Annotated in this window: 19 protein-coding genes; 10 read left to right on the top strand and 9 right to left on the bottom strand. The window is 70.2% G+C overall.

The window, feature by feature from the left end; translation table 11 throughout:
• Positions 1-9: 9 nt before the first annotated feature.
• Positions 10-795, top strand: coding sequence for a hypothetical protein (locus K3769_RS16825; RefSeq protein ID WP_267027239.1), 786 nt, complete (start codon positions 10-12; stop codon positions 793-795).
• A gap of 261 nt (positions 796-1,056) precedes the next feature.
• Here the strand turns inward: K3769_RS16825 and K3769_RS16820 are convergent, their stop codons facing one another.
• Entirely contained in the window at positions 1,057-1,581 is a 525-nt protein-coding gene (locus K3769_RS16820) for a MarR family winged helix-turn-helix transcriptional regulator (protein WP_267031408.1), read from the bottom strand.
• Between the two features lie 228 nt (positions 1,582-1,809).
• On the opposite strand from K3769_RS16820, the gene K3769_RS16815 reads away from it, so the two are divergent.
• Positions 1,810-2,688, top strand: a complete 879-nt coding sequence (locus K3769_RS16815; RefSeq protein ID WP_267027238.1) for a lysozyme — start codon at positions 1,810-1,812, stop codon at positions 2,686-2,688.
• Between the two features lie 113 nt (positions 2,689-2,801).
• On the opposite strand, the gene lon is transcribed toward K3769_RS16815, so the two are convergent.
• Positions 2,802-5,216: an endopeptidase La gene (gene lon, locus K3769_RS16810; RefSeq protein ID WP_267027237.1), complete on the bottom strand. Its 2,415-nt coding sequence runs from the start codon at positions 5,214-5,216 to the stop codon at positions 2,802-2,804.
• Positions 5,217-5,741: 525 nt separating this feature from the next.
• On the opposite strand from lon, the gene K3769_RS16805 reads away from it, so the two are divergent.
• The 4 genes from K3769_RS16805 (at position 5,742) to K3769_RS16790 (ending at position 12,956) form a co-directional block, all read left to right on the top strand.
• Positions 5,742-6,428: a spermidine synthase family protein gene (locus tag K3769_RS16805; RefSeq protein ID WP_267027236.1), complete on the top strand. Its 687-nt coding sequence runs from the start codon at positions 5,742-5,744 to the stop codon at positions 6,426-6,428.
• Between the two features lie 112 nt (positions 6,429-6,540).
• Positions 6,541-7,278 carry a response regulator transcription factor gene (locus K3769_RS16800; RefSeq protein WP_107021341.1) on the top strand — a complete coding sequence of 246 codons (738 nt, stop codon included), beginning with the start codon at positions 6,541-6,543 and terminating at the stop codon, positions 7,276-7,278.
• 332 nt (positions 7,279-7,610) lie between these two features.
• A complete protein-coding gene (locus tag K3769_RS16795) occupies positions 7,611-8,798 on the top strand; it encodes a HAMP domain-containing sensor histidine kinase (RefSeq protein WP_267027235.1) in 1,188 nt (395 codons plus the stop codon).
• 285 nt (positions 8,799-9,083) lie between these two features.
• Positions 9,084-12,956: a multifunctional oxoglutarate decarboxylase/oxoglutarate dehydrogenase thiamine pyrophosphate-binding subunit/dihydrolipoyllysine-residue succinyltransferase subunit gene (locus K3769_RS16790; RefSeq protein WP_267027234.1), complete on the top strand. Its 3,873-nt coding sequence runs from the start codon at positions 9,084-9,086 to the stop codon at positions 12,954-12,956.
• A 205-nt stretch (positions 12,957-13,161) separates the two neighbouring features.
• Here the strand turns inward: K3769_RS16790 and K3769_RS16785 are convergent, their stop codons facing one another.
• From K3769_RS16785 to K3769_RS16775, 3 genes are read right to left on the bottom strand one after another with little or no spacing between them, the layout of a single operon-like run.
• Complete coding sequence (locus K3769_RS16785) at positions 13,162-14,058, bottom strand: transporter substrate-binding domain-containing protein (protein WP_267027233.1); 897 nt, start codon at positions 14,056-14,058, stop codon at positions 13,162-13,164.
• Between the two features lie 20 nt (positions 14,059-14,078).
• Positions 14,079-14,867, bottom strand: a complete 789-nt coding sequence (locus K3769_RS16780) for a hypothetical protein (protein WP_267027232.1) — start codon at positions 14,865-14,867, stop codon at positions 14,079-14,081.
• A complete protein-coding gene (locus tag K3769_RS16775) occupies positions 14,864-15,319 on the bottom strand; it encodes a hypothetical protein (protein ID WP_267027231.1) in 456 nt (151 codons plus the stop codon). The genes K3769_RS16780 and K3769_RS16775 overlap by 4 nt, the downstream gene beginning before the upstream one ends.
• 203 nt (positions 15,320-15,522) lie before the next feature.
• On the opposite strand from K3769_RS16775, the gene K3769_RS16770 reads away from it, so the two are divergent.
• The 3 genes from K3769_RS16770 to K3769_RS16760 all read left to right on the top strand — a co-directional run bounded on the left by K3769_RS16770 (position 15,523) and on the right by K3769_RS16760 (position 18,187).
• The gene (locus tag K3769_RS16770) at positions 15,523-15,708 is read left to right on the top strand and encodes a DUF6104 family protein (protein ID WP_267027230.1); all 186 of its coding nucleotides are present in this window, start codon (positions 15,523-15,525) and stop codon (positions 15,706-15,708) included.
• Positions 15,709-16,086: 378 nt separating this feature from the next.
• Positions 16,087-17,094 carry a DUF4097 family beta strand repeat-containing protein gene (locus K3769_RS16765; RefSeq protein WP_267027229.1) on the top strand — a complete coding sequence of 336 codons (1,008 nt, stop codon included), beginning with the start codon at positions 16,087-16,089 and terminating at the stop codon, positions 17,092-17,094.
• A 1-nt stretch (position 17,095) separates the two neighbouring features.
• Complete coding sequence (locus K3769_RS16760; protein WP_267027228.1) at positions 17,096-18,187, top strand: PadR family transcriptional regulator; 1,092 nt, start codon at positions 17,096-17,098, stop codon at positions 18,185-18,187.
• 94 nt (positions 18,188-18,281) lie between these two features.
• Here the strand turns inward: K3769_RS16760 and K3769_RS16755 are convergent, their stop codons facing one another.
• The 4 genes from K3769_RS16755 to K3769_RS16740 form a co-directional block, all read right to left on the bottom strand.
• Positions 18,282-18,863 (bottom strand): Clp protease N-terminal domain-containing protein, encoded by a 582-nt coding sequence (locus K3769_RS16755; RefSeq protein ID WP_267027227.1) that lies wholly within the window; start codon positions 18,861-18,863, stop codon positions 18,282-18,284.
• A complete protein-coding gene (locus tag K3769_RS16750) occupies positions 18,863-19,072 on the bottom strand; it encodes a helix-turn-helix domain-containing protein (protein WP_267027226.1) in 210 nt (69 codons plus the stop codon). Before K3769_RS16750 ends, K3769_RS16755 begins: the two co-directional genes overlap by 1 nt.
• A gap of 111 nt (positions 19,073-19,183) precedes the next feature.
• Positions 19,184-20,149: a zinc-binding dehydrogenase gene (locus K3769_RS16745; RefSeq protein WP_267027225.1), complete on the bottom strand. Its 966-nt coding sequence runs from the start codon at positions 20,147-20,149 to the stop codon at positions 19,184-19,186.
• Between the two features lie 490 nt (positions 20,150-20,639).
• Positions 20,640-21,863 (bottom strand): NAD(P)-dependent malic enzyme, encoded by a 1,224-nt coding sequence (locus K3769_RS16740; protein WP_267027224.1) that lies wholly within the window; start codon positions 21,861-21,863, stop codon positions 20,640-20,642.
• Between the two features lie 659 nt (positions 21,864-22,522).
• Here K3769_RS16740 and K3769_RS16735 point away from each other — a divergent pair.
• Entirely contained in the window at positions 22,523-23,485 is a 963-nt protein-coding gene (locus K3769_RS16735) for an ABC transporter substrate-binding protein (RefSeq protein WP_267027223.1), read from the top strand.
• The last annotated feature ends 20 nt before the right edge of the window (positions 23,486-23,505 follow it).

Raw genomic sequence — 23,505 nt, 5'->3', positions numbered from 1 at the left:
ACTGGCCGGATGCGCTCGGAACTGATCTCGGTCCCCGGTGACCCCGCCCGCCCCGACGAGGACTACGCGTCGGTCGGGCTTCCCGCCTCCGGACAAGGCGGTTCGATCGTCGTCCTGGACGGTGTGACGCCTCCCGCGACCGATCAGGGGTGTCTGCATTCCGTCCCCTGGTTCACGGCCCGGCTCGGTGGCGCGTTGCACGAACTGTCCGTTACGCGGCGGGATCTGACGCTCCCTGAGGTCTTGGGGCATGCCATCACCCGTACCGCCGACGCCCATCGGACCACCTGTGACCTTTCTCACCCGCGTACCCCGCAGGCAACGGTGGTGCTGGCGCGCTGGTCAGAGGCGTTCGTCGAGTACCTGGTGCTGTCCGACTCGGCGCTCCTCATCGAGTCTCCGGCCGGGGCCGTCATCCCCGTCCTGGACGACCGCCTCTCGCGGGTCCCGCTCGCCACACTGCGGTCGGTGGCGGCGACGGACGCGATGATGCGCAACAAGGAGGGTGGTTTCTTCACGGCCGCGGCAGACCCCACGGTGGCGTCGCGCGCCGTCACGGGCACACTCCCCCGCTCCGAGGTCCGCGCCCTCACGGCGCTCACGGACGGGGCGACGCGGTGGGTGGAGAAGTTCGGCGAGGGCGACTGGACGGACCTGTTCGCCCTGGTCCGCAAGGAGGGCGGCCGGTCCCTGATCGACCGGGTCCGCGCCCTGGAACTCGCGGACACGGCCCCCACCTACCTGGGCCGCTCCAAACCCCACGACGACGCAACGGTGGCCCACGTAGAACTCTGAACGACGCGAGGCGTGAGCCGCCTTGCGCCCCTCAGGGGCGCGGGGAACGGCGCAATCTCTTGTCTTCAGGGGGCGCAGCCCCCAAGGGGCGCGAGGAACGGCGCAGTCCTGCGCCCATAGGGGCGCGGGGAACGGCGCAATCTTTTGTCTTCAGGGGGCGCAGCCCCCAAGGGGCGCGGGGAACGGCGCAATCTTTCGCTCTTCAGGGGCGCGGGGAACGGCGCAACCCGCCCCACCGGCCCGCGGCCTCCGGCCGGGCCGCTACCCCCGCTCGACCCCCCGGTTCAGCCGATGCAACAACCGAGCCAGCTCGGCCACTTCCCCCCGCTCCCAGTTGGCCAACTCCCGCACATACCGGGCCCGCCGAGCATCCCGCACGGTCCCGAACCGCTCCCGCCCCACGTCGGTGAGATGCACGAGCCACGCCCGCCCGTCCGCGGGATCCGGCTCCCGGGCGACGAGCCCCAGCTCCTCCAGCGCCCGCAACTGCCGCGACATCGTGGCCTTGCCGACCCCGATGTACGCGGCGAGCTCGGTCGCCCGCTGCCGCCCGCGCTCCTCCAGCCGTACGAGCAGCCCGTACGCGGAGGACTCCAGGTCGGGATGGACCTCACGCACCATCTCCCCGGAGGACGCCCGCGCCCGCCGCAGCAGAACGGTCAGCTCCCGCTCCAGAGCCAGAAACTCCTGATCCACGGACCCGCCGCCCCCCGCCCCCTGGTCCACGCCACTCCCCGGAACGCCGGATCCCGCCCGACGCCCCTCGCCCGTACCGCCCTCGTGCACGTCAGCACCCATGACCCGGTTTCCCGATCCTGAAAGTTTCCGCCAAAGACCACCATTGCCGCAGCTCGGCCAGTATTTCGCAGGAATAGACCAACGGCAGCCGCCGAGCCCTCTTTCGGCCGGTCGCCCGCGTGCGTAGCTTCTTCACCGCACACCCGCATGGCATGCCCACGCCATTTTTCATGGAGCACCACCACCGGCCACCACCGAGTCCTCGGAGGCGCGAACATGTCCGTGCACCTGTCCGGAACGGCCCACCCCCCGCGCGCAGTCGACCCCCTCAGAACGCGCCTCGGTGCGACGGGCATCCTGCTCCTGTCCCTCTCCCTGTCTCTCTTCCTGTCTCTCTTCCTGGCCGTCTCCCCGCTCGTCGCCCGCCCCGCCCACGCCGCCGACGTCCCGGCCCGCGGCTCCGCGTACCTGGGCATGGGCGTCATCCCGCACGACGGTCAGGACGGCCTGCCGACCCTGAGTGACGCCACCCGGACGGAGGGCGTGGACGTCAGCAGCCACCAGGGCAACGTCGCCTGGTCGACCCTGTGGAGCAGCGGGGTCAAGTGGGCCTATGCGAAGGGCACCGAGGGGACGTACTACACGAACCCCTACTTCGCCCAGCAGTACAACGGCTCCTACAACGTCGGCATGATCCGGGGCGCGTACCACTTCGCGACCCCCGACACCACGGGCGGCGCCGCGCAGGCCAACTACTTCGTGAACAACGGCGGCGGCTGGTCGAAGGACGGCAGGACGCTGCCGGGCACCCTCGACATCGAATGGAACCCGTACGGGGCGGCCTGTTACGGCAAGACGCAGAGCGCGATGGTCACCTGGATCCGTGACTTCCTGAACCAGTACAAGGCCCGCACCGGCCGTGACGCCGTCATCTACACGGCCACCAGCTGGTGGACCCAGTGCACCGGGGACTACGCCGGTTTCGCCTCCGCCAACCCGCTCTGGGTCGCCCGTTACGCCACGGCGGTGGGCACGCTTCCGGCGGGCTGGGACTACTACACGATGTGGCAGTACACGTCCTCCGGCCCCACGGTCGGCGACCACGACAAGTTCAACGGCGCCCTCGACCGCGTGGTGGCACTCGCCAACGGCTGACCGTCCGCCCCGTACGCGCACAGCCCGTATGCGTCCGGAAAGCCCGCACGCATGCGGAAGGCCCGGGCCCCTCGCGAAGAGGGGCCCGGGCCTTCCATGACCGATGGCGTCCGTCACGCCGCCACCGGAACCTCCGTCGCCGCGCCGTTCGTCGCCGGCGCCAGCGCCAGTTCCAGGACCTGGCGGACGTCCGTCACCGCGTGGACGTCGAGCTTGTCCAGAACCTCGGCCGGGACGTCGTCCAGGTCGGCCTCGTTGCGCTTGGGGATGATCACCGTGGTGACCCCCGCCCGGTGCGCGGCGAGCAGCTTCTGCTTGACGCCGCCGATCGGCAGCACCCGGCCGGTGAGCGAGACCTCACCGGTCATGGCCACGTCCGTACGGACCAGCCGGCCCGACAGCAGCGAGGCCAGCGCCGTCGTCATCGTGACGCCCGCGCTCGGGCCGTCCTTCGGTACCGCGCCCGCCGGGAAGTGGATGTGCACGCCCCGGTCCTTGAGGTCGGCGACGGGCAGCTCCAGTTCGGCGCCGTGCGAGCGCAGGAAGGAGAGCGCGATCTGTGCCGACTCCTTCATCACGTCACCCAGCTGACCGGTGAGGGTCAGACCCGCCGCGCCCGTCTCCGGGTCGGCGAGCGACGCCTCGACGAAGAGGACGTCACCACCGGCGCCGGTGACCGCGAGACCGGTCGCCACCCCGGGCACCGCCGTACGGCGCTCGGCCGGGTCCTGTGCGGACTCGGGCACGTGGTGCGGCCTGCCGATCAAGGCGCGCAGGTCGTCCTCGCCCACCGTGAACGGCAGCTCGCGCTCACCGAGTTCGTGCTGCGCCGCGATCTTGCGGAGCAGCCGTGCGACGGACCGTTCCAGGTTCCGTACGCCCGCTTCCCGCGTGTACTCACCGGCCAGCTTGCGCAGCGCGCTCTCGTCGAGGGTGACCTCGGCGCTCTCCAGACCGGCCCGCTCCAGCTGACGCGGGAGCAGGTGGTCGCGGGCGATGACGACCTTCTCGTCCTCGGTGTACCCGTCGAGCCGCACCAGTTCCATACGGTCGAGCAGCGCCTCCGGGATGGCCTCCAGCACGTTGGCCGTGGCCAGGAAGACGACATCGCTCAGGTCCAGCTCGACCTCCAGGTAGTGGTCCCGGAAGGTGTGGTTCTGGGCCGGGTCGAGGACTTCGAGGAGGGCCGCCGCCGGGTCGCCCCGGAAGTCGGAGCCCACCTTGTCGATCTCGTCGAGCAGGACCACCGGGTTCATGGACCCGGCCTCCTTGATCGCCCGTACGATCCGGCCGGGCAGCGCGCCGACGTACGTACGCCGGTGACCGCGGATCTCCGCCTCGTCCCGTACGCCGCCGAGGGCGACCCGGACGAACTTGCGGCCCATAGCGTGCGCGACCGACTCACCCAGGCTCGTCTTGCCGACGCCGGGAGGTCCGACGAGCGCGAGCACGGCACCGCCGCGCCGGCCGCCCACGACACCCAGACCCCGGTCGTTGCGCCGCTTGCGGACCGCCAGGTACTCGGTGATCCGCTCCTTCACGTCGTCCAGGCCCGCGTGCTCGGCGTCCAGGACCGTCTTGGCGCCCTGGATGTCGTACTCGTCCTCCGTGCGCTCGCTCCACGGGAGTTCGAGCACGGTGTCGAGCCAGGTGCGGATCCAGGAACCCTCCGGCGACTGGTCGCTGGAGCGCTCCAGCTTCTCGACCTCCTTGAGCGCGGCCTCACGGACCTTCTCCGGGAGGTCGGCGGCCTCGACGCGGGCCCGGTAGTCGTCGGACTCCTCGCCCTCGGCCTCGCCGTTCAGCTCGCGCAGCTCCTTGCGCACGGCCTCCAGCTGCCGCCGCAGCAGGAACTCCCGCTGCTGCTTGTCCACACCTTCCTGTACGTCCTTGGCGATGGACTCGGCGACATCCTGCTCGGCGAGGTGCTCGCGCAGCTGCTCGGTGGCGAGCTTCAGCCGGGCCACCGGGTCGGTGGTCTCAAGGAGCTCGACCTTCTGGGCGGTCGTCAGGAACGGCGAGTAGCCGGAGTTGTCGGCGAGCGTGGACACGTCGTCGATCTGCTGGACGCGGTCCACGACCTGCCAGGCGGCCCGCTTCTTCAGCCAGTCGGTGGCCAGCGCCTTGTACTCCTTGACCAGCTCGGTCACGGCGCCGGGCAACGGGTCGGGCACGGTCTCCTCGACCTGCGTGCCCTCCACCCACAGGGCCGCGCCGGGACCGGTCGTACCGGCGCCGACCCGCACCCGTCCGCGACCGCGGATCAGGGCGCCGGGGTCGCCGTCGGCGAGGCGTCCCACCTGCTCGACCGTGCCGAGCACCCCCGTGTTCGCGTACGTGCCGTCGATCCGCGGAACAAGGAGCACCCTCGGCTTGCTGCCACTGGAGCGGGCGTCGGCCTGGGCGGCCTCCACCGCGGCGCGTACATCGGCGTCGTTCAGGTCCAGGGGCACCACCATGCCGGGCAGCACGACCTCGTCGTCGAGCGGCAGCACGGGCAGAGTGAGCGGTTCGGACGTCAAAGTCATGATCTCCCCTTCGGCATTCAAGTTGAGCTATGCCGACTCAATGCACGTGAGCCGCTGATTGTTCCCCTGGGCCTGTTCGCTGTGAGCGATCACGTGCCCGGCGCGCCCGCCGCACCCACGGCCAGGTGGCGATCCCGGCGGCCAGGGCCAGCGGGTGACCCCAGTCCGTCAGGGGGTCGGCGAAGGCCACCAGGCCCTCGCCGACCGACCAGCCGGACACCGCCAGGAGGAGCCGGCGGGGCCAGGGCGTCAGGGCCGATGGGTTCGCCAGGGCCCGTGGGCTCATCAGGCCCGACCGACCCGCCGGGCCCGGTCGGCTTCCCAGGCCCGGCCCCCTCGCCAAGCCGGGCCGACTCGCCAAGCCGGACCGACTCGCCGGGACTGGCCGGCTTACCGAGCCCGGTCGGTTCGCCACCCTGCGCCGACCCGCCAAGCCCCACAGTCGGCCACCGCCGGCCCCCGAGCCCTCCCGCCGCGTGGCGAAAATCGGCTGCCGGACCGGGGCCCGCTTGCCAGGATGAACCCATGACCGCGTACGACGCCCCGCACGGCAGCCCCGAAGTCATCGACCGCCGCGAGGGACCGTACGGCGAGGTCGTGCTGCGCCGGCACGGCGAGCTGCTGCAGATCATCGCCAACGGCTGCTTCCTCATGGACACCTCCGACGGCCGCTCGGAGAGGCTGCTGGTCGACGCCGCGCTCGGCGCGCTGGACGGGCGCCCCGAACCGGAGATCCTGATCGGCGGCCTCGGCGTCGGCTTCTCCCTCGCCCACGCGGCGGCCGACCCCCGCTGGGGCCGTATCGCGGTCGCCGAACGGGAGCGGGCCATCATCGACTGGCACCGCTCCGGGCCCCTCTCGGAACTGTCGGCCCCCGCACTCGCGGATCCGCGCACCGAGATCATCGAGGTCGATCTCGTCGCACACGTCAATGAGACATCCGACACGTACGACGTACTCTGCCTCGACATCGACAACGGACCCGAGTGGACCGTCACGGAGGGCAACGAGAGCCTGTACTCACAGGCCGGACTCGCCGCGTGCGCACGGGTGTTGAGGGACGGCGGGGTACTCGCTGTTTGGTCGGCCAAACCTTCGCCTGATTTCGCAAGAACCTTGCGGAATGCCGGGTTCCAACAGGTGCGTACCGAAGAGATCCCCGTTGCCCGGGGCGTTCCGGACGTGGTGCATCTCGCGGTAAGGCCTGGATAGCCGAGCGGCGGTCACTGGCCGTACCCTGCTGCTCTGACGCCGATCATTCAAGCGTCAAGCGCAGTCATGGAATCACCCCACTGGTTCCGGAAAGCACACTCAGGGGCGGGCGATGGAGCAGACACACACCTCGCACAACGGCACGGCGGCCACGCCGGGCGCTCAGCGCCGGGTGCTGGTGGTCGAGGACGATCCGACGATCGTCGACGCCATCGCCGCCCGGCTTCGCGCCGAGGGATTCCTCGTGCAAACGGCGGGTGACGGGCCGGCCGCCGTGGACACGGCCGAGGCATGGCAGCCAGACCTGCTGATCCTCGACATCATGCTGCCCGGTTTCGACGGCCTGGAGGTCTGCCGCCGCGTCCAGGCGGCCCGTCCGGTGCCGGTGATGATGCTCACCGCCCGCGACGACGAGACGGACATGCTGGTCGGCCTCGGCGTGGGCGCCGACGACTACATGACGAAGCCGTTCTCGATGCGGGAGCTGGCCGCGCGCGTGCACGTTCTGTTGCGCCGCGTGGAGCGGGCCGCGCTGGCCGCGTCCACCCCGCGCTCCGGCATCCTGCGCCTCGGCGAGCTGGAGATCGACCACGCCCAGCGCCGGGTGCGGGTGCGCGCCGACGACGTACACCTCACGCCCACCGAGTTCGACCTGCTGGTCTGCCTGGCGAACACACCCCGCGCGGTCCTCTCGCGCGAGCAGCTGCTGGCCGAGGTCTGGGACTGGGCGGACGCCTCCGGCACCCGGACCGTGGACAGCCACATCAAGGCGCTGCGCCGGAAGATCGGCGCGGAGCGGATCCGTACGGTGCACGGCGTGGGCTACGCGCTGGAGACCCCGACACCCTAGGGTCGGGCACCCTGACCGAGGGGGCGTATGTGATGAGGGGTCTCGGCGTACTGCGCAAGCGCGTCAAGGCGGGTGCGGGGCGGGTCTCGGGCCGGGGTTCCGGCAAGGGCTCCGGCCCGGCCGCCGGAGCGGGTCCGGGCGCGGGTGCGCCTTCCGGCCCGAGCGACGGGGAAGGCGGAGACGACGGGAGAGGCTTCTCAGCGACGCCCCCGGCTCCGGGCACGAAGCCGGGCGCGGCCCCGGTTCCGACTCCGGATTCGGCATCGGCATCGGCATCGGCATCGGCTCAGGGTTCGGCTTCGACGCCGGCTTGGGCTTCCGGGGCCGGCAGCATGCCCGGTACGACCTCGGGCACCACGCCGCCCCCGCCGCCCCCGCCCGGCACGAGCGCGGGCGCGGGTCCGGGCCCCGGCCCGGTTCTGGGCGCGGGTCCCGCTGCCGGATCCTGGGGTGACGTGCGTCCCTTCTCGATCAAGACGAAGCTCGGCACGCTGGTCGTCGTCTCGGTCTTCATCACCACCGGCCTGCTGATGATCGCGGTGCGCACCGAGACGGAACTGCGCTTCATCACGGTCTTCTCCATGATCGCCACCCTGCTGATCACCCAGTTCGTGGCGCACTCCATCACCGCTCCGCTGGACGAGATGAACACCGTCGCGCGGGGCATCTCGCACGGCGATTACACCCGCCGGGTCAGGGGCGCCGACCGCCGCGACGAACTGGGCGACCTGGCCCAGACGATCAACCGCATGGCCGACGACCTGGAGGCCCAGGAGCGCCAGCGCAAGGAGCTCGTGGCGAACGTCTCGCACGAGCTGCGCACCCCCATCGCGGGCCTGCGGGCGGTCCTGGAGAACGTCGTGGACGGTGTCTCGGCCGCCGACCCCGAGACGATGCGCACCGCCCTGAAGCAGACGGAGCGGCTCGGCCGGCTGGTGGAGACGCTGCTCGACCTCTCCCGCCTGGACAACGGCGTCGTACCGCTGCGCAAGCGCCGTTTCGAGGTGTGGCCGTACCTGTCGGGTGTGCTCAAGGAGGCCAACATGGTGGCGTCCGCGCGCGCGGGCATCGCCTCCGGCTCCGGCAGTCACACGCGTACGGACGTCCATCTGCACCTCGACGTGTCGCCGCCGGAGCTGAGCGCGCACGCGGACCCGGAGCGGATCCACCAGGTCGTCGCCAACCTCATCGACAACGCGGTCAAGCACAGCCCGCCGCACGGCCGCGTCACGGTGAAGGCCCGACGCGGCGACGGCCCCGAGTCGCTGGACCTCGAAGTCCTGGACGAGGGCCCCGGCATCCCGCGCTCGGAGTGGCACCGGGTCTTCGAGCGGTTCAACCGCGGCGGGGTCGTCGCTCCGCACGGCCCGGGCAGCGACGGCGGCACGGGGCTGGGGCTCGCGATCGCCCGCTGGGCGGTCGATCTGCACGGCGGCCGGATCGGCGTGGCCGAATCCCAGCGGGGTTGCCGGATCCAGGTCACTCTTCCGGGAGTGCCCTCGCCGGACAGGTTGACGTAGGGTTCGAAGCGAGAGCCCAAGATCCACGTGATGGGGCAGCAGGACACGTGTCATCGTGCGTTCCTGCCACGGCGGTTCGGCCTTCCGAGGTCGCAGCCCCGAGCAGGCGTGCCCATTTCACATCGGAACCTCGCTTGTTTCCCGCCATTTCGAACGCCGAAACACGCTTTCCGATGTGACTTACGCGACGATGACCAGGCCCGGACTGACCTAGCCGGTCCGGGGGGCGTAGCCTTTATTCCCGCTGTCCATCACCTTGTGAAGCGGAAGAGGGCGGTTGCCGCCGTGTCGCCACAGTCCCCCAGTAACTCATCGAGCGTCTCGACCGAGGACCAAGCCGGGAAGAACCCCGCTGCGGCCTTCGGCCCGAACGAGTGGCTCGTCGACGAGATCTATCAGCAGTACCTCCAGGACCCGAATTCGGTAGACCGAGCCTGGTGGGACTTCTTCGCCGACTACAAGCCCGGCGGCGTGGCCGCCTCGGCTCCGGCGGGTACCGCGGCCGCGGGGGCCGCGGGAACCACTGCCCCGCAGGCTCCGGCGAAGGCGGCTCCGGCCGCCCCCGCCACGTCCCAGGCCGCACCGGCTCAGGCGCAAGCGCAGGCTCCGGCTCAGGCCGCACCGGCCAAGGTTCCGGCTCCGGCCGCCCAGGCCCAGGCCGCACCGGCTGCCGCGAAGCCCGCCACCGCCGCCGCGCCGGCCAAGGCGGCTGCTCCGGCCGCCGCCCCGGCGAAGCCCGCGGCGGCCAAGCCGGCCGCCGCCAAGGCCGCGCCCGCGTCCGAGGCCCCCCAGGGTCCCGAGTACGTGACACTGCGCGGCCCGAGCGCCGCGGTCGCGAAGAACATGAACGCCTCCGTCGAGGTCCCCACGGCCACGTCCGTGCGCGCGGTCCCGGTGAAGCTGCTCTTCGACAACCGCATCGTCATCAACAACCACCTGAAGCGTGCCCGGGGCGGGAAGATCTCCTTCACCCACCTCATCGGTTACGCGATGGTGCAGGCCATCAAGGCCATGCCGTCGATGAACTACTCCTTCACGGAGAAGGACGGCAAGCCGACCCTGGTCAAGCCGGAGCACGTCAACTTCGGCCTCGCCATCGACCTGGTGAAGCCCAACGGCGACCGCCAGCTGGTCGTCGCGGGCATCAAGAAGGCCGAGACGCTGAACTTCTTCGAGTTCTGGCAGGCCTACGAGGACATCGTCCGCCGGGCCCGTGACGGCAAGCTGACGATGGACGACTTCTCCGGCGTCACGGTCTCGCTGACCAACCCCGGCGGCCTCGGCACCGTCCACTCGGTCCCGCGTCTGATGCCCGGACAGTCGGTCATCATGGGCGTCGGCTCGATGGACTACCCGGCGGAGTTCCAGGGCACCTCCCAGGACACCCTGAACAAGCTCGGCATCGCCAAGGTGATGACCCTCACGTCGACCTACGACCACCGGGTCATCCAGGGCGCCGCGTCCGGCGAGTTCCTGCGGGTCGTCGCGAACTACCTGCTCGGCGAGAACGGCTTCTACGACGAGATCTTCGAGGCCCTGCGCATCCCCTACGAGCCGGTCCGCTGGCTCAAGGACATCGACGCCTCGCACGACAGCGACGTCACGAAGGCCGCCCGTGTCTTCGAGCTGATCCACTCCTACCGGGTCCGCGGCCACGTCATGGCCGACACCGACCCGCTGGAGTACCGCCAGCGCAAGCACCCCGACCTGGACATCACCGAGCACGGGCTCACCCTGTGGGACCTGGAGCGCGAGTTCGCGGTCGGCGGTTTCGCGGGCAAGTCCCTGATGAAGCTGCGCGACATCCTCGGGGTGCTGCGCGACTCGTACTGCCGCACCACGGGCGTCGAGTTCATGCACATCCAGGACCCGAAGCAGCGCCGGTGGATCCAGGACCGCATCGAGCGCCCGCACTCCAAGCCGGAGCGCGAGGAGCAGCTGCGCATCCTGCGCCGACTGAACGCGGCGGAAGCGTTCGAGACCTTCCTTCAGACGAAGTACGTCGGGCAGAAGCGCTTCTCCCTGGAGGGCGGCGAGTCCGTCATCCCGCTGCTCGACGCGGTGCTCGACTCCGCCGCCGAGTCGCGTCTGGACGAGGTCGTCATCGGCATGGCCCACCGCGGCCGGCTGAACGTCCTCGCCAACATCGTCGGCAAGTCGTACGCGCAGATCTTCCGGGAGTTCGAGGGCAACCTCGACCCGAAGTCGATGCACGGCTCCGGCGACGTCAAGTACCACCTGGGCGCCGAAGGTGTCTTCACGGGCCTGGACGGCGAGCAGATCCGGGTCTCGCTGGCCGCCAACCCCTCGCACCTGGAGGCGGTCGACCCGATCCTGGAGGGCATCGCCCGCGCCAAGCAGGACATCATCAACAAGGGCGGCACGGACTTCACCGTCCTGCCCGTCGCCCTGCACGGTGACGCGGCCTTCGCGGGCCAGGGCGTGGTGGCCGAGACCCTGAACATGTCGCAGCTGCGGGGCTACCGCACCGGCGGCACGGTCCACGTGGTCATCAACAACCAGGTCGGCTTCACGGCGGCGCCCGAGTCGTCGCGCTCCTCCATGTACGCCACCGACGTGGCCCGCATGATCGAGGCGCCGATCTTCCATGTGAACGGCGACGACCCCGAGGCCGTCGTCCGTGTCGCGCGGCTGGCCTTCGAGTTCCGTCAGGCGTTCAACAAGGACGTCGTGATCGACCTCATCTGCTACCGCCGCCGCGGTCACAACGAGTCGGACAACCCGGCGTTCACCCAGCCGCTGATGTACGACCTGATCGACAAGAAGCGCTCGGTGCGCAAGCTCTACACCGAGTCGCTGATCGGCCGGGGCGACATCACGCTGGAAGAGGCCGAGCAGGCGCTACAGGACTACCAGGGCCAGCTGGAGAAGGTCTTCACGGAGGTCCGTGAGGCCGCTTCGGCGCCGGGCGAGGCACACGCCCCGGACGTGAAGCCCGAGTTCCCGGTGGCGGTCACCACGGCGATCTCCCAGGAGGTCGTCAAGCGGATCGCCGAGTCCCAGGTCAACATCCCCGAGCGCGTCACCGTCCACCCGCGTCTGCTGCCGCAGCTGCAGCGCCGCGCGGCGATGGTCGAGGACGGCACGATCGACTGGGGCATGGGCGAGACGCTCGCGATCGGCTCCCTGCTCCTGGAGGGCACTCCGGTGCGCCTCTCGGGCCAGGACTCCCGCCGCGGCACGTTCGGCCAGCGCCACGCGGTCCTGATCGACCGGGAGACGGCCGAGGACTTCACCCCCCTCCAGTACCTCTCGGAGGACCAGGCCCGCTACAACTGCTACGACTCGCTTCTCTCCGAGTACGCGGCGATGGGCTTCGAGTACGGCTACTCGCTGGCGCGTCCCGAGTCCCTCGTGATGTGGGAGGCGCAGTTCGGCGACTTCGTCAACGGCGCCCAGACGGTCGTGGACGAGTTCATCTCGTCGGCGGAGCAGAAGTGGGGCCAGACGTCCGGCGTCACGCTGCTCCTCCCGCACGGTTACGAGGGCCAGGGCCCGGACCACTCGTCCGCGCGCCCGGAGCGCTTCCTCCAGATGTGCGCGCAGAACAACATGACGGTCGCCATGCCGACGCTCCCGTCGAACTACTTCCACCTCCTGCGGTGGCAGGTGCACAACCCGCACCACAAGCCGCTGGTGGTCTTCACCCCGAAGTCGATGCTCCGCCTCAAGGCGGCGGCGTCGAAGGCGGAGGAGTTCACGACGGGCGGCTTCCGTCCCGTCATCGGCGACGACGCGGTGGACCCGGCCGCGGTCAAGAAGGTCGTCTTCACGGCGGGCAAGGTGTACTACGACCTCGACGCCGAGCGGAAGAAGCGCGGCATCACGGACACGGCCGTCATCCGCATCGAGCGCCTGTACCCCCTCCCGGGTGCCGAGCTCCAGGCGGAGATCGCCAAGTACCCGAACGCCGAGAAGTACCTGTGGGCCCAGGAGGAGCCGGCGAACCAGGGCGCGTGGCCCTTCATCGCCCTCAACCTGATCGACCACCTGGACCTGGCGGTCGGCGCGGACATCCCCCACGGGGAGCGCCTGCGCCGCATCTCCCGCCCGGCGGGCTCGTCCCCGGCGGTCGGCTCGGCCAAGCGCCACCAGGCGGAGCAGGAGCAGCTGGTGCGCGAGGTGTTCGACGCCTGAGCACCACCCCGCACGAACGGAGGGCCCGGTCCGGCAGTACTGCGGCCCGGGCCCTCCGGCATGCCGGCCGTCCGGCCCGTTCGGGGGGTCATCCTTCAGCCCGTCCGGCGTCGTCCGTCAGCCCGTCCGGCGTTTGAGGACGAGGCCGTTCAGGCCGAAGGGGGGCCTGGGGGCGCAGCCCCCAGGGGCGCGCCCACCACACACCTCAAGCACTCGGTTCGTCCCGACAGGAGCGCGCGTCAATGGACTCGTCACTCGGCTTGTAGTCACTGATCCACCCCGGCTCCTGCGCCGGAATATCCGGCAACGACGTGGTGACGTCGTTGATCCAGTCACTGCTCTCGACGTACCGCTTCACGAATTCACGCAGCTTGAGGCAGTCCGCCCGGTGCCCCTTGGGCAGCCCGATCCCGTAGTGCTGCGGGGCCCCGATGGTGACGCCGGGCACGACCCGCAGCCCCTCCTTCGCGTAGTGGCGCGCGAACCCGTAGAGGATCATCTGGTCGGTGGACACCGCCTGCACCTCGCCGCGCTTGAGCGCCTCGATGCAGTCGGAGGCGTCGACGAGCTCCTTGATCTCGATGCCCTCGCGCCGGAACTCCTGAAGGGTCGCCACGGAGGTGGTCCCCTCCCAGGAGCAGACGGCCTCGCCCTTGAAGTCGTTCAGCTCGTGGACCGTCGACTTGGGCCCGACCAGAAAACCCTGCCGGGTGGTGGCGTACGGCCCCACGAAGTCGATCTCCTTCATGCGCTCCGGCGTGATGGAGAAGGCCGCGATCACCAGGTCGACCTCGCCCTTCCGCAACGCCGGGATACGCCCTTCCGAGGACACGTTGGACGGCGACGCGGACTTGATGCCCAGCCCCTCCTTGATCTGCTCCAACACCAGCTGGTCGAGGCCCGACCGGCGGTAGTTCTCCTCGTAGGAGATACCGGGCAGGTCGTTGTGCATGCCGACGCTGATCCGCTCCTTGCCCAGGAACGTGTCGTCCTGTTCGTCCGAGCCCGAACTGACCGCGAGCGTCAGACCGACCGCGACGATGACGCAGAACGCGGCCACCGCCACGTACACACGGGCCTTCGAGCCCACGTTCGTACTCACCTTGCGTTCCCCCGTACCCCTCAGCCGTGCAGCACGGCGTCGTCGACGAACACGTTCATCCGGCAGCCGGCGTCGGTGCGGACCGTGACGGTGACGCGTATGCCGTCACGGACTCCGCCCAGCCGTATGTCCACGGGCCGGCCCGACCGGGCGTCGTCGACCGTGCTCGGGCCGCCGCCGAGCCGCAGGGCGAGCCGGGTCTCCGGAGTGCAGGACTGCATGTCCGGGTCGGCGTCCTCGACCCGCGGGACGAGACGCAGATGCGTACGCACCGGCCCCCCGTCCACCCCCACGACGAGTGTCTCCCCGTCGCGCAGCGGCCGGGACGGCGTGACCGTCGTCAGACCGGCGACATCGACCTCCCCGTGGCCGCGCACCTGCTCCACCCAGACCGTCCCGCCGACGGCGAGGGCGACGGACAGCGCGGAGGCGAGGGCCTGGGCCCCGGCGCGCCCCCGTATCCCGACCACCCGGACGAGGGCGATCAGCACGGCGGAGCCGATCATCAGATAGGACCAGAGGACCTGATCACCAGGCCCCTCGGGAGTCCTGAGCAGGGCCGCGCCGCCGAGGCCGAGGACGACGAAGAACGGCGGCCAGTTCCACACCCGCCAGCTGCGGGCGCCGTCGAGCGTGCTCTGCAGCGCGTCGCCGACGACCAGACTGACGACGAAGTTGCCGAGCACCTGGCCGACAGCCGTGACCCAGGTGCCCTCGCCCCGCACGCTGGGGCCGCCCTGCCCTTCCGGGGCCCCTTCGCGGACGCTCTCACGGACGCCCTCACGGACGCCTTCGGCGGGTTTGGTCATCCGCCGCTCGAAGGATCGACGCGACCGGCTCGTTCGTCGCGCTCGGTTTCACGAGGCGGACTGGAGAGATGGAAGTCCCCCTGAACCTGCCCGACGGCGACGGCGTGCGTCCCGGTGGCGGTCACATGGAAGTCCCCGCCCGGCCGGAGAGCGGCGGATTTCGCCACCCATCCCTCAAGAGCGGACGCGCTCAGGTCACCGCCCGAGAGCCAGTGCCCGACGGCCGCTTCCAGAACCTCGCGCTCGGCCCCGGACAACCGCGCGAGAACCTCCCCCGCTCCGGCGTCACCGCCCTCCCGCCCGAGGACCGCGTCAAGGAACGTCCGGCTGCCCTGTACGACGCTGTCGGCGAGCCGGTCCCGGGCGCTCACGAGCACGGCCGTCCCCATCGACGCCGCTGCGGCGCTCAGGTAGGGAGCCAGCTGACCGGCGGCCGTCATCAGTTCGGACATCTCACCGCTCCGTCTCGCGCCGCTCGGCAGCACCAGAACCGCACGACCCAGCATGGATGAACAGGCTTTCGGGAAAAGGGAGTTACCCGTTCTGCGCCAGATGCACACCTTAGTCACGGGATCGTCCCGCGGAGGGGCATCGACCGGTTTCGTAGGCTGTGCGCAGGAGAACGACCGGTTACGCACGCAGGAGAGCAACCACCATGTACTTCACCGACCGCGGTATCGAGGAACTTGAGAAGCGACGCGGCCAGGAGGAGGTCACTTTCGAGTGGCTCGCCGAACAACTCCGCACCTTCGTCGACCTCAACCCGGACTTCGAGATCCCGGTAGAACGCCTGGCAACATGGCTGGCCCGCCTGGACGACGAGGACGAGGACGACGAGTAACGCCTCCTGATTTCAGCCCGTCCGGCCTGCTTTCAGACCGTCCGGCCTGCTTTCAGCCCGTCCGGCGTTTGAGGACGAGCGCGCAGCGCGATAAAGGGGCGAGGGGGCGCAGCCCCCATGCAGTGACGGGAACGGGTAGGGGCGGCGGGGGCGAACTCTGATTACCCCCGCCGGGCAGCAGCAGCCAACCCCCGACGTCTCACGTCCAGCCCAGCACGAGGTCAATTTATCCATATTTGACACCATCAGGACCCCGGTTCACCAGAACGAGTACCTTGACTTCCCGAATCCGCGATATATCGTGTCTAAAAGAGACGCGATATGGCGCGTCACTTCGCGTCACCCCCACGCCCACCCCCGTCCGAGGAGGTCAGCCCCATGCCCGAGTGGCCCGTCGCAGAGCCAAGGAAGCTCACATTCGACGACCCGGTGACGGCCCTCCACGTGCGCATCGCCAGCGGCACGGTCAACATCGTAGGCACCGACGAGGGCCCCACCCACCTCGAAGTCTCCTCGATAGAGGGCCCACCCCTGATGGTCACGCAGGAGAACGGCACCCTGACAGTCGCGTACGAGGACCTCCCCTGGAAGGGTTTCCTCAAGTGGCTCGACCGCAAGGGCTGGCGCCGCAGCGCGGTGGTCTCCCTGGCCGTCCCCGCCGGCACCCGCGTCGAGGTGGGCGTGGTCAGCGCCACCGCCGTGGTCTCCGGCATCGACGGCCGGGCGGTGGTGAAGGGCATCTCCGGCGACACCACACTCGTGGGCCTGTCGGGCCCGGTCCGAGCGGACACGGTCTCGGGGAACGTGGAGGTACAGGCCCTCACAGGCGACCTCCGGCTCAACTCCGTCTCCGGTGACCTGACCGTCATCGAGGGCTCCAGCCCCTCCGTGCGGGTGGACTCGATCAGCGGCTCCGTGATCGTCGACCTGGACCCGGCCGGCCGGTCCAGCGACATCCGGCTGACCAGCATCTCGGGAGAGATCGCCGTCCGCCTGCCGCACCCGGCGGACGCGGAGGTGGAGGTGGACTCGGCGAGCGGCACGGTCTCCAGCGCCTTCGAGGACCTGCGGATCAACGGCCAGTGGGGCGCCAAGAAGATCACCGGCAGGCTCGGCGCCGGGAACGGCCGCCTGAAGGCGACCACCGTCTCCGGTTCGATCGCACTCCTGCGCAGGCCCCCGGCGGAGGACGAACCGTGGGACGACGAAGCGGATGTGGATTTCGAGAAGAAGGCCGCCGTCGGGGAGGATGGCCCACGGGACACGGCTCCTGCCCCACCGGGAAGCGGACCCACCCCCGAGACGCCCGCGCCGGCCCCCCTCTCCACCGCCACTGACGCCACCGACGGATCACCCGACGGCCCGACCCACCAGAAGGGGCTCTGACATGGCTCCCGTCTTTGCCCATGGCCGCCTGCGGCTCTACCTCCTCAAACTGCTCGACGAGGCACCACGCCACGGCTACGAAGTGATCCGCCTCCTGGAGGAGCGCTTCCAGGGGCTGTACGCGCCGTCGGCCGGCACCGTCTACCCCCGGCTGGCCAAGCTGGAGGCCGAGGGCCTGGTCACCCACACCACCGAGGGCGGCAGGAAGGTGTACGCGATCACGGACGCCGGCCGAGCCGAGCTGGCCGACCGCAGCGGCGAACTGGCCGACCTGGAGCTGGAGATCCGCGAATCGGTCGCCGAGCTGGCCGCGGAGATCCGGGCCGACGTGCGGGGCGCCGCGGGAGATCTGCGCCGCGAGATGCGGGCCGCGGCGAGCGAGGCCCGCCGGGGTTCCACGGGAGCCGGTGCACGCGATGGCGCGGGCGGCGACTTCACGGACCTCGGGGACAAGGAGGCGTGGCGGGCCGCGAAGGAGGAGATGCGGCGCGTGAAGCAGGAGTGGAAGGAGCAGGCGCGGCGCGCCAAGGACGAGAGCCGACGGGCCCGCGAGGAGGCCCAGCGGACCCGGCACCAGGCCAAGGAGGCTCAGGAGCGGGTCCGGGCGCAGGCACAGGAAGAGTTCCAGCGCATCGCCAAGCGCGTCCAGGACCAGGTGCAGGACCACTTCACCCGGGGTGACTGGCCGACGGGGGTCCGGGAGGGCCTCACCGAGCTCGCCAAGGAGTTCGGCGATTTCGGCAAGGACTTCGGGAAGGAGTTCGGCAAGGACTTCGGCTTCGGCCGGGCGGGGACGGGAGCCGGGGCGGGGGCCGAGACGAGGAAGCCCGACCGTCCCGACCACCCCGACCGTCCCGACTACACGGACACCCCCGAGGACTTCCCCGCCGGTTACGAGCCTTCCTGGGCCCATGAGGACTCCACGGGCGATCCCACCCGGGACCTGGACCGCCTGCTGGACCGTTTCCGCGACGACATCCGCGACGCGGCCCGCGATCACGGGGTCACGGAGGAGCAACTGCGCGACGCCCGCCGACAGCTGTCGTCGGCGGCGGCTCACATAGGCGCGATGCTGCGGACACCCAAGGGCTGAACACGGCCGAGGGCTGAACACGGCCGAGGGCTGAGCACGGCCGAGGCGGCCCAGGAACGGACCGCCTCGCCTCCCCGCCACCCTCTGCGCCCTCTCAGCCCGCCTTCGCCTCTCCCCCGCCGTACAGCACGCGCCGCAGCGCCACATAGGTCACGCCGTGGTCGGCCAGGACCTCCGACGGGACGCCGGGGCGGGCGGTGAGGGCAAGGAGGAGATGTTCGTCGCCGATGTGCCGATCCTTCCGGGCGAGGGCCATGCGCAGTGACTCGGTGAGGACGTCCTTGGCACCGCGGGCGAAAGGACGCCGCTGGCCGACGAAACCGGCCCACCACCCTTTGCCGTTCCCCTGGGCGGCAGGCTCCAAGGCGCCCTCGCCATGGGCCTCCTCGACGCGGGAGACGATCGCCGAGACGTCGATGCCCAGCCCCGAGAGAGCTTCGGCGTCGGCGCGGGAGAGGCCGCCGCGTCGGCGGGCCTCGGCCAGAGCCCGCCGGACGGACTCCCTGCGCCCTCCGAGTCCCAGTGACGTCAGGGCGAACGACGCGCGGCTGGCCTCGCGGTCGAGGAGCGCCAGCAGTAGGTGCTGTTCGTCGACCGTCTCGGCGTCCAGGCGCTCGGCGTGGCCGACCGCGCCGAGGACCACCGCGCGGGCGTCCTTGGTGAACCGTTCGAACATCACTGCCTCCCGTACTTCTTGTGCACGGCCTGCCTGCTGACACCCAGTTCCGCGGCGATCTCCTGCCACGACCAGCCCTGTTGGCGCGCGCTGCGCACCTGTACCGCTTCGAGCTGCTCCAGGAGCCGCCGCAACGCGGAGACGGCCCGCAGCCCGATCCGCGGATCGCGGTCGCCCGCGCGCTCGGCGAGATCCGTTGCTTCGGTCATGACGTCAACTTAGATTGACACACCAGAAAATGTCAACGCCGGTTGACGACCTATGGAGAGGTGGCAGAGGGATGGCGGAGCCGTGAGGTGTCGGACGTCAGGTCAGGGGTGTCAGGAGGCGGTGAGCACGACCTTGCCGAAGAGTCCGCCGGACTCCATCCGCTCGAAGCCCTCACGGGCCCGGTCCAGCAGGAGGACCTCGTCGATGACGGGGCGTACGCCGGTGGCGGCGCAGAAGGACAGCAGATCCTCCAGCTCGTCCTTCGTGCCCATCGTGGAACCGACGACCTTGAGTTCGAGGAAGAAGATGCGGGTCAGTTCGGCGTGCGGGGGCCGGTCACCGCTGGTGGCACCCGAGATGACCAGGGTGCCGCCCGGCTTCAGGGACTTGACCGAGTGGGACCAGGTGGCGGCGCCGACGGTCTCGATGACGGCGTCCACGCGGTGCGGCAGGCGGGCGCCGGACTCCAGGGCTTCGACGGCACCGAGTTCCAGGGCGCGCTTGCGCTTCGCCTCGTCCCGGCTGGTGGCGAAGACGCGGAGCCCCGCCGCCTTCCCGAGTGCGATCGCGGCCGTGGCGACACCACCGCCGGCTCCCTGGACGAGAACCGAGTCACCGGGGCGTACACCCGCGTTGGTGAAGAGCATGCGGTACGCGGTCAGCCAGGCGGTGGGCAGGCAGGCCGCCTCTTCGAAGGAGAGCTCGGCGGGCTTGGGCAGGACGTTCCAGGTGGGGACCGAGACCTGCTCCGCGAAGGTGCCCTGGTAGCGCTCGGTGAGGATGGAGCGTGGCTCCTTCGGGCCGACCCCGTGGCCCGTCTGGCCGATGACGGAGTGCAGGACGACTTCGTTGCCGTCCTCGTCGATCCCCGCGGCGTCGCAGCCGAGGATCATCGGCAGCTTGTCCTCGGCGAGGCCGACCCCGCGCAGCGACCAGAGGTCGTGATGGTTCAGGGAGGCGGCCTTGACGTTCACGGTCGTCCAGCCGGGGCGTGGCGCGGGGGCGGGGCGGTCACCCAGTTCAAGGCCGTTCAGGGGCTGGTCGCGGTCGATACGGGCGGCGTAGGCGGCGAACATGTGCCGAACCCTAGGCGGCGCCGCCCCCTCACCGAAACACCCTCCCCCTGTGACACAGGTCCCTCCGGCCCCCTCCCCCCGAAAAAGATCGCGCAGTTCCCCGCGCCCCTTGAAAACAGCGCCCCCCGCGCCCTCCAACTACTGCGCCGTTCCCCGCGCCCCTAAAAGACAAAGACAGCGCCGTTCCCCGGCCCCGAACGTCGGTCGCCACGCCATCCCGTCCACCCCCACCCCAGGGGCGCGGGGAGGCGCGGGTGCCCCGACCCACCGCACCCCACACTCCCCTCACCCCCACCCCGCAAGGGCGCAGGAAACAGCGCACCCTCCACTCGGCCGCCACCCACCCACCCACCCGGCCGAACCCCGGCAAAAACCTTCCGGCAAACGGTTCGCCCCGCCCACCAGGACAGGGCCCGAAGCCGCCAACCGCACACCCGCGGCCAGGGTCAGCGAGCGCTGGCCCCTGGCCTCCGGCCAGAAAAACGCGGCGCTAGCGCCGCGCCACCCCCTCCGCCCGCGCCGCCGCCGCAACCGCCGCCGTGACCGCCGGAGCGACCCGCTCGTCGAACGGCGACGGGATCACATAGTCCGCGGCAAGGTCGTCCCCGACGACCGCAGCCAACGCCTCGGCCGCGGCGATCTTCATCCCCTCGGTGATCCGAGAGGCCCGCACCTGCAGCGCCCCCGCGAAGATCCCGGGGAACGCCAGCACGTTGTTGATCTGGTTCGGATAGTCCGACCGCCCGGTGGCGACAACAGCCGCGTACTTGTGCGCGACATCGGGGTGCACCTCGGGAGTCGGATTCGCCATGGCGAACACGAACGCACCCTCCGCCATGGAGGCCACGGCCGGCTCCGGCACCGTACCGCCGGAGACGCCGATGAAGACGTCGGCCCCCGCGAGCGCGGCCTCCAGCGAGCCGGAGAGACCCGCCTTGTTGGTCATGACCGCGAGGTCCCGCTTGACCGGGGTCAGATCGTCCCGGTCGGTCGACACGATCCCCTTGCGGTCCGCGACGGCGACATCCCCGAGCCCCGCCTCGAGCAGGAACTTGGCGATGGCGACCCCGGCCGCGCCGGCGCCCGAGATCACGGCCCGCAGCTGGCCGAGCGAGCGCCCGGTCAGCCGCGCCGCGTTCCGCAGGGCCGCCAGCGTGACGACGGCAGTACCGTGCTGGTCGTCGTGGAAGACGGGAATGTCGAGCCGCTCCTGCAACTGGCGCTCGATCTCGAAGCACCGGGGTGCCGAGATGTCCTCCAGATTCACGCCGCCGAAGGACGGCGCGAGCCGCACGACGGTCTCGACGATCTCGTCGACGCCCGTGCAGGCCAGCGCGATCGGCACGGCGTCGACCCCGCCGAACTGCTTGAACAGGATCGCCTTGCCCTCCATGACGGGGAGCGAGGCCTCGGGCCCGATGTCACCGAGACCGAGCACGGCGGTCCCGTCCGTCACGACGGCGACCACGGACGACTTCCACGTGTAGTCGTGGACGAGTTCCGGCTGCTCCGCGATGGCCGTGCAGACCTTCGCGACGCCGGGCGTGTACGCGAGGGACAGGTCGTCCTTGTCACGGACGGGCACGGTGGCCTGCACGGCCATCTTCCCGCCACGGTGCAGCGCGAACGCCGGGTCGAAGGAATCGAGGGGCTCGGCCCCGCCGTCCTGATCCGTACTGCTGTCGCTGCGAGGATTGACGATCTCCGCTGCCACTTTGTTTTACCCCTTAAGTCTTCATGGTTGAGGGTTGCCACCCCTGGTGAGGGGCGGGCGGGCACCGCACATGTCCCTGATGACTGTTAAGTACGGAACATGCGCGACGGGCGCGCCGCACACGCGCCCTGAGCCCCGGATGAGGGGTGTAAGGATCCTTCTTACCGGACGGACCGCACCGCGGACGAGTCCGTGGAGCGAAGGTCACACGTGGGCGGCCGAAGCTCGCACACCGGAGGGCCGAGGTCCGCACAACGGGCACCCAGAGGCCGTATACCGGAGCACGAAGGCCACATACCGGTGACATGACTCATGGCCGAATGCATCGAACAAGCCCACTTCACGAACAATCCACCGATAGACGCAATGGTGTCGCACATGCGCAGATGTGAACGCTCGTATCGGTGGATCCGCAGAAGATCCTCCGGCCCTCGCGGAGGTTTTCCGCACAAGATCCGGTCGAGCCGGACCGTCTCGGTCCGGTTAGGGGGTCACCCGTTATCCGATTTTGACATGGCGGGCACCCTGAAGGGACGAGTCCGAATGGCAAGATGCCCTAATCACACGAGGTCGCGACACCCGAAGGTGTGTGTTCTCGTCGACCCATCGGCTCCTGCCGACCCATCGGCAACTCCACCCACCCGCCGGAGGAACCCACCATGACCGCACGCTCCACCCGTCGTACGACCGCCGCGCAGTCCCGGATAGCCGCGGTCGGTGCGATCGCGGTCGCAGGCGCCCTGCTGCTCACCGGCTGCGGTGACCAGACCAAGGACAAGGACAGCGGCGGCTCCGGCACCGCTGACTCCAGCGCGGCCCCGCTGGCCGACAAGCTGCCCAAGGCCGTCCGTGACAAGGGCGTCATCAAGGTCGGCTCGGACATCGCGTACGCGCCGGTCGAGTTCAAGGACGACTCGGGCAAGACGGTGGGCATCGACCCCGATCTCGCCGACGCCATGGGCAAGCAGCTCGGCGTGAAGTTCGAGTTCGAGAACGGCACCTTCGACACGCTGCTCACCGGCCTGCGCTCCAAGCGGTACGACATCGCGATGTCGGCGATGACGGACACCAAGGACCGCCAGGAGGGTGTCGACGCCGAGACCGGCAAGAAGGTCGGCGAGGGCGTCGACTTCATCGACTACTTCACCGCGGGCGTCTCGATCTACACCAAGCAGGGCGCGGACCAGTCCATCAAGACCTGGGACGACCTGTGCGGCAAGAAGGTCGTGGTGCAGCGCAACACGGTCTCGAACGACCTCGCCAAGGCCCAGGCGAAGAAGTGTCCGGCCGGCAAGAAGCTCTCCATCGAGGCCTTCGACAACGACCAGCAGGCCCAGACCCGGCTGCGCGCCGGTGGCGCCGACGCCGGTTCCTCGGACTTCCCCGTGGCGGCGTACGCGGCGAAGACCTCGGGTGGCGGCAAGGACTTCGAGGTCGTCGGCGAGCAGGTCGAGGCCGCCCCGTACGGCATCGCGGTCGCCAAGTCGAACACCGAGCTGCGGGACGCCCTGCAGGCCGCGCTCGACGCGGTCATCAAGAACGGTGAGTACGGCAAGATCATCGCGAAGTGGGGCGTCGAGGCGGGCGCCGTGAAGGAAGCCACCCTCAACGGCGGCAAGTGACCGCGTGGCCGGCGGCGCTG

It is taken from the genome of Streptomyces ortus (assembly GCF_026341275.1).
Lineage (GTDB): Bacteria > Actinomycetota > Actinomycetes > Streptomycetales > Streptomycetaceae > Streptomyces > Streptomyces ortus.
The sequence above is the reverse complement of the archived record's forward strand: the minus strand, read 5'-3'. Positions and strand labels throughout refer to the sequence as shown.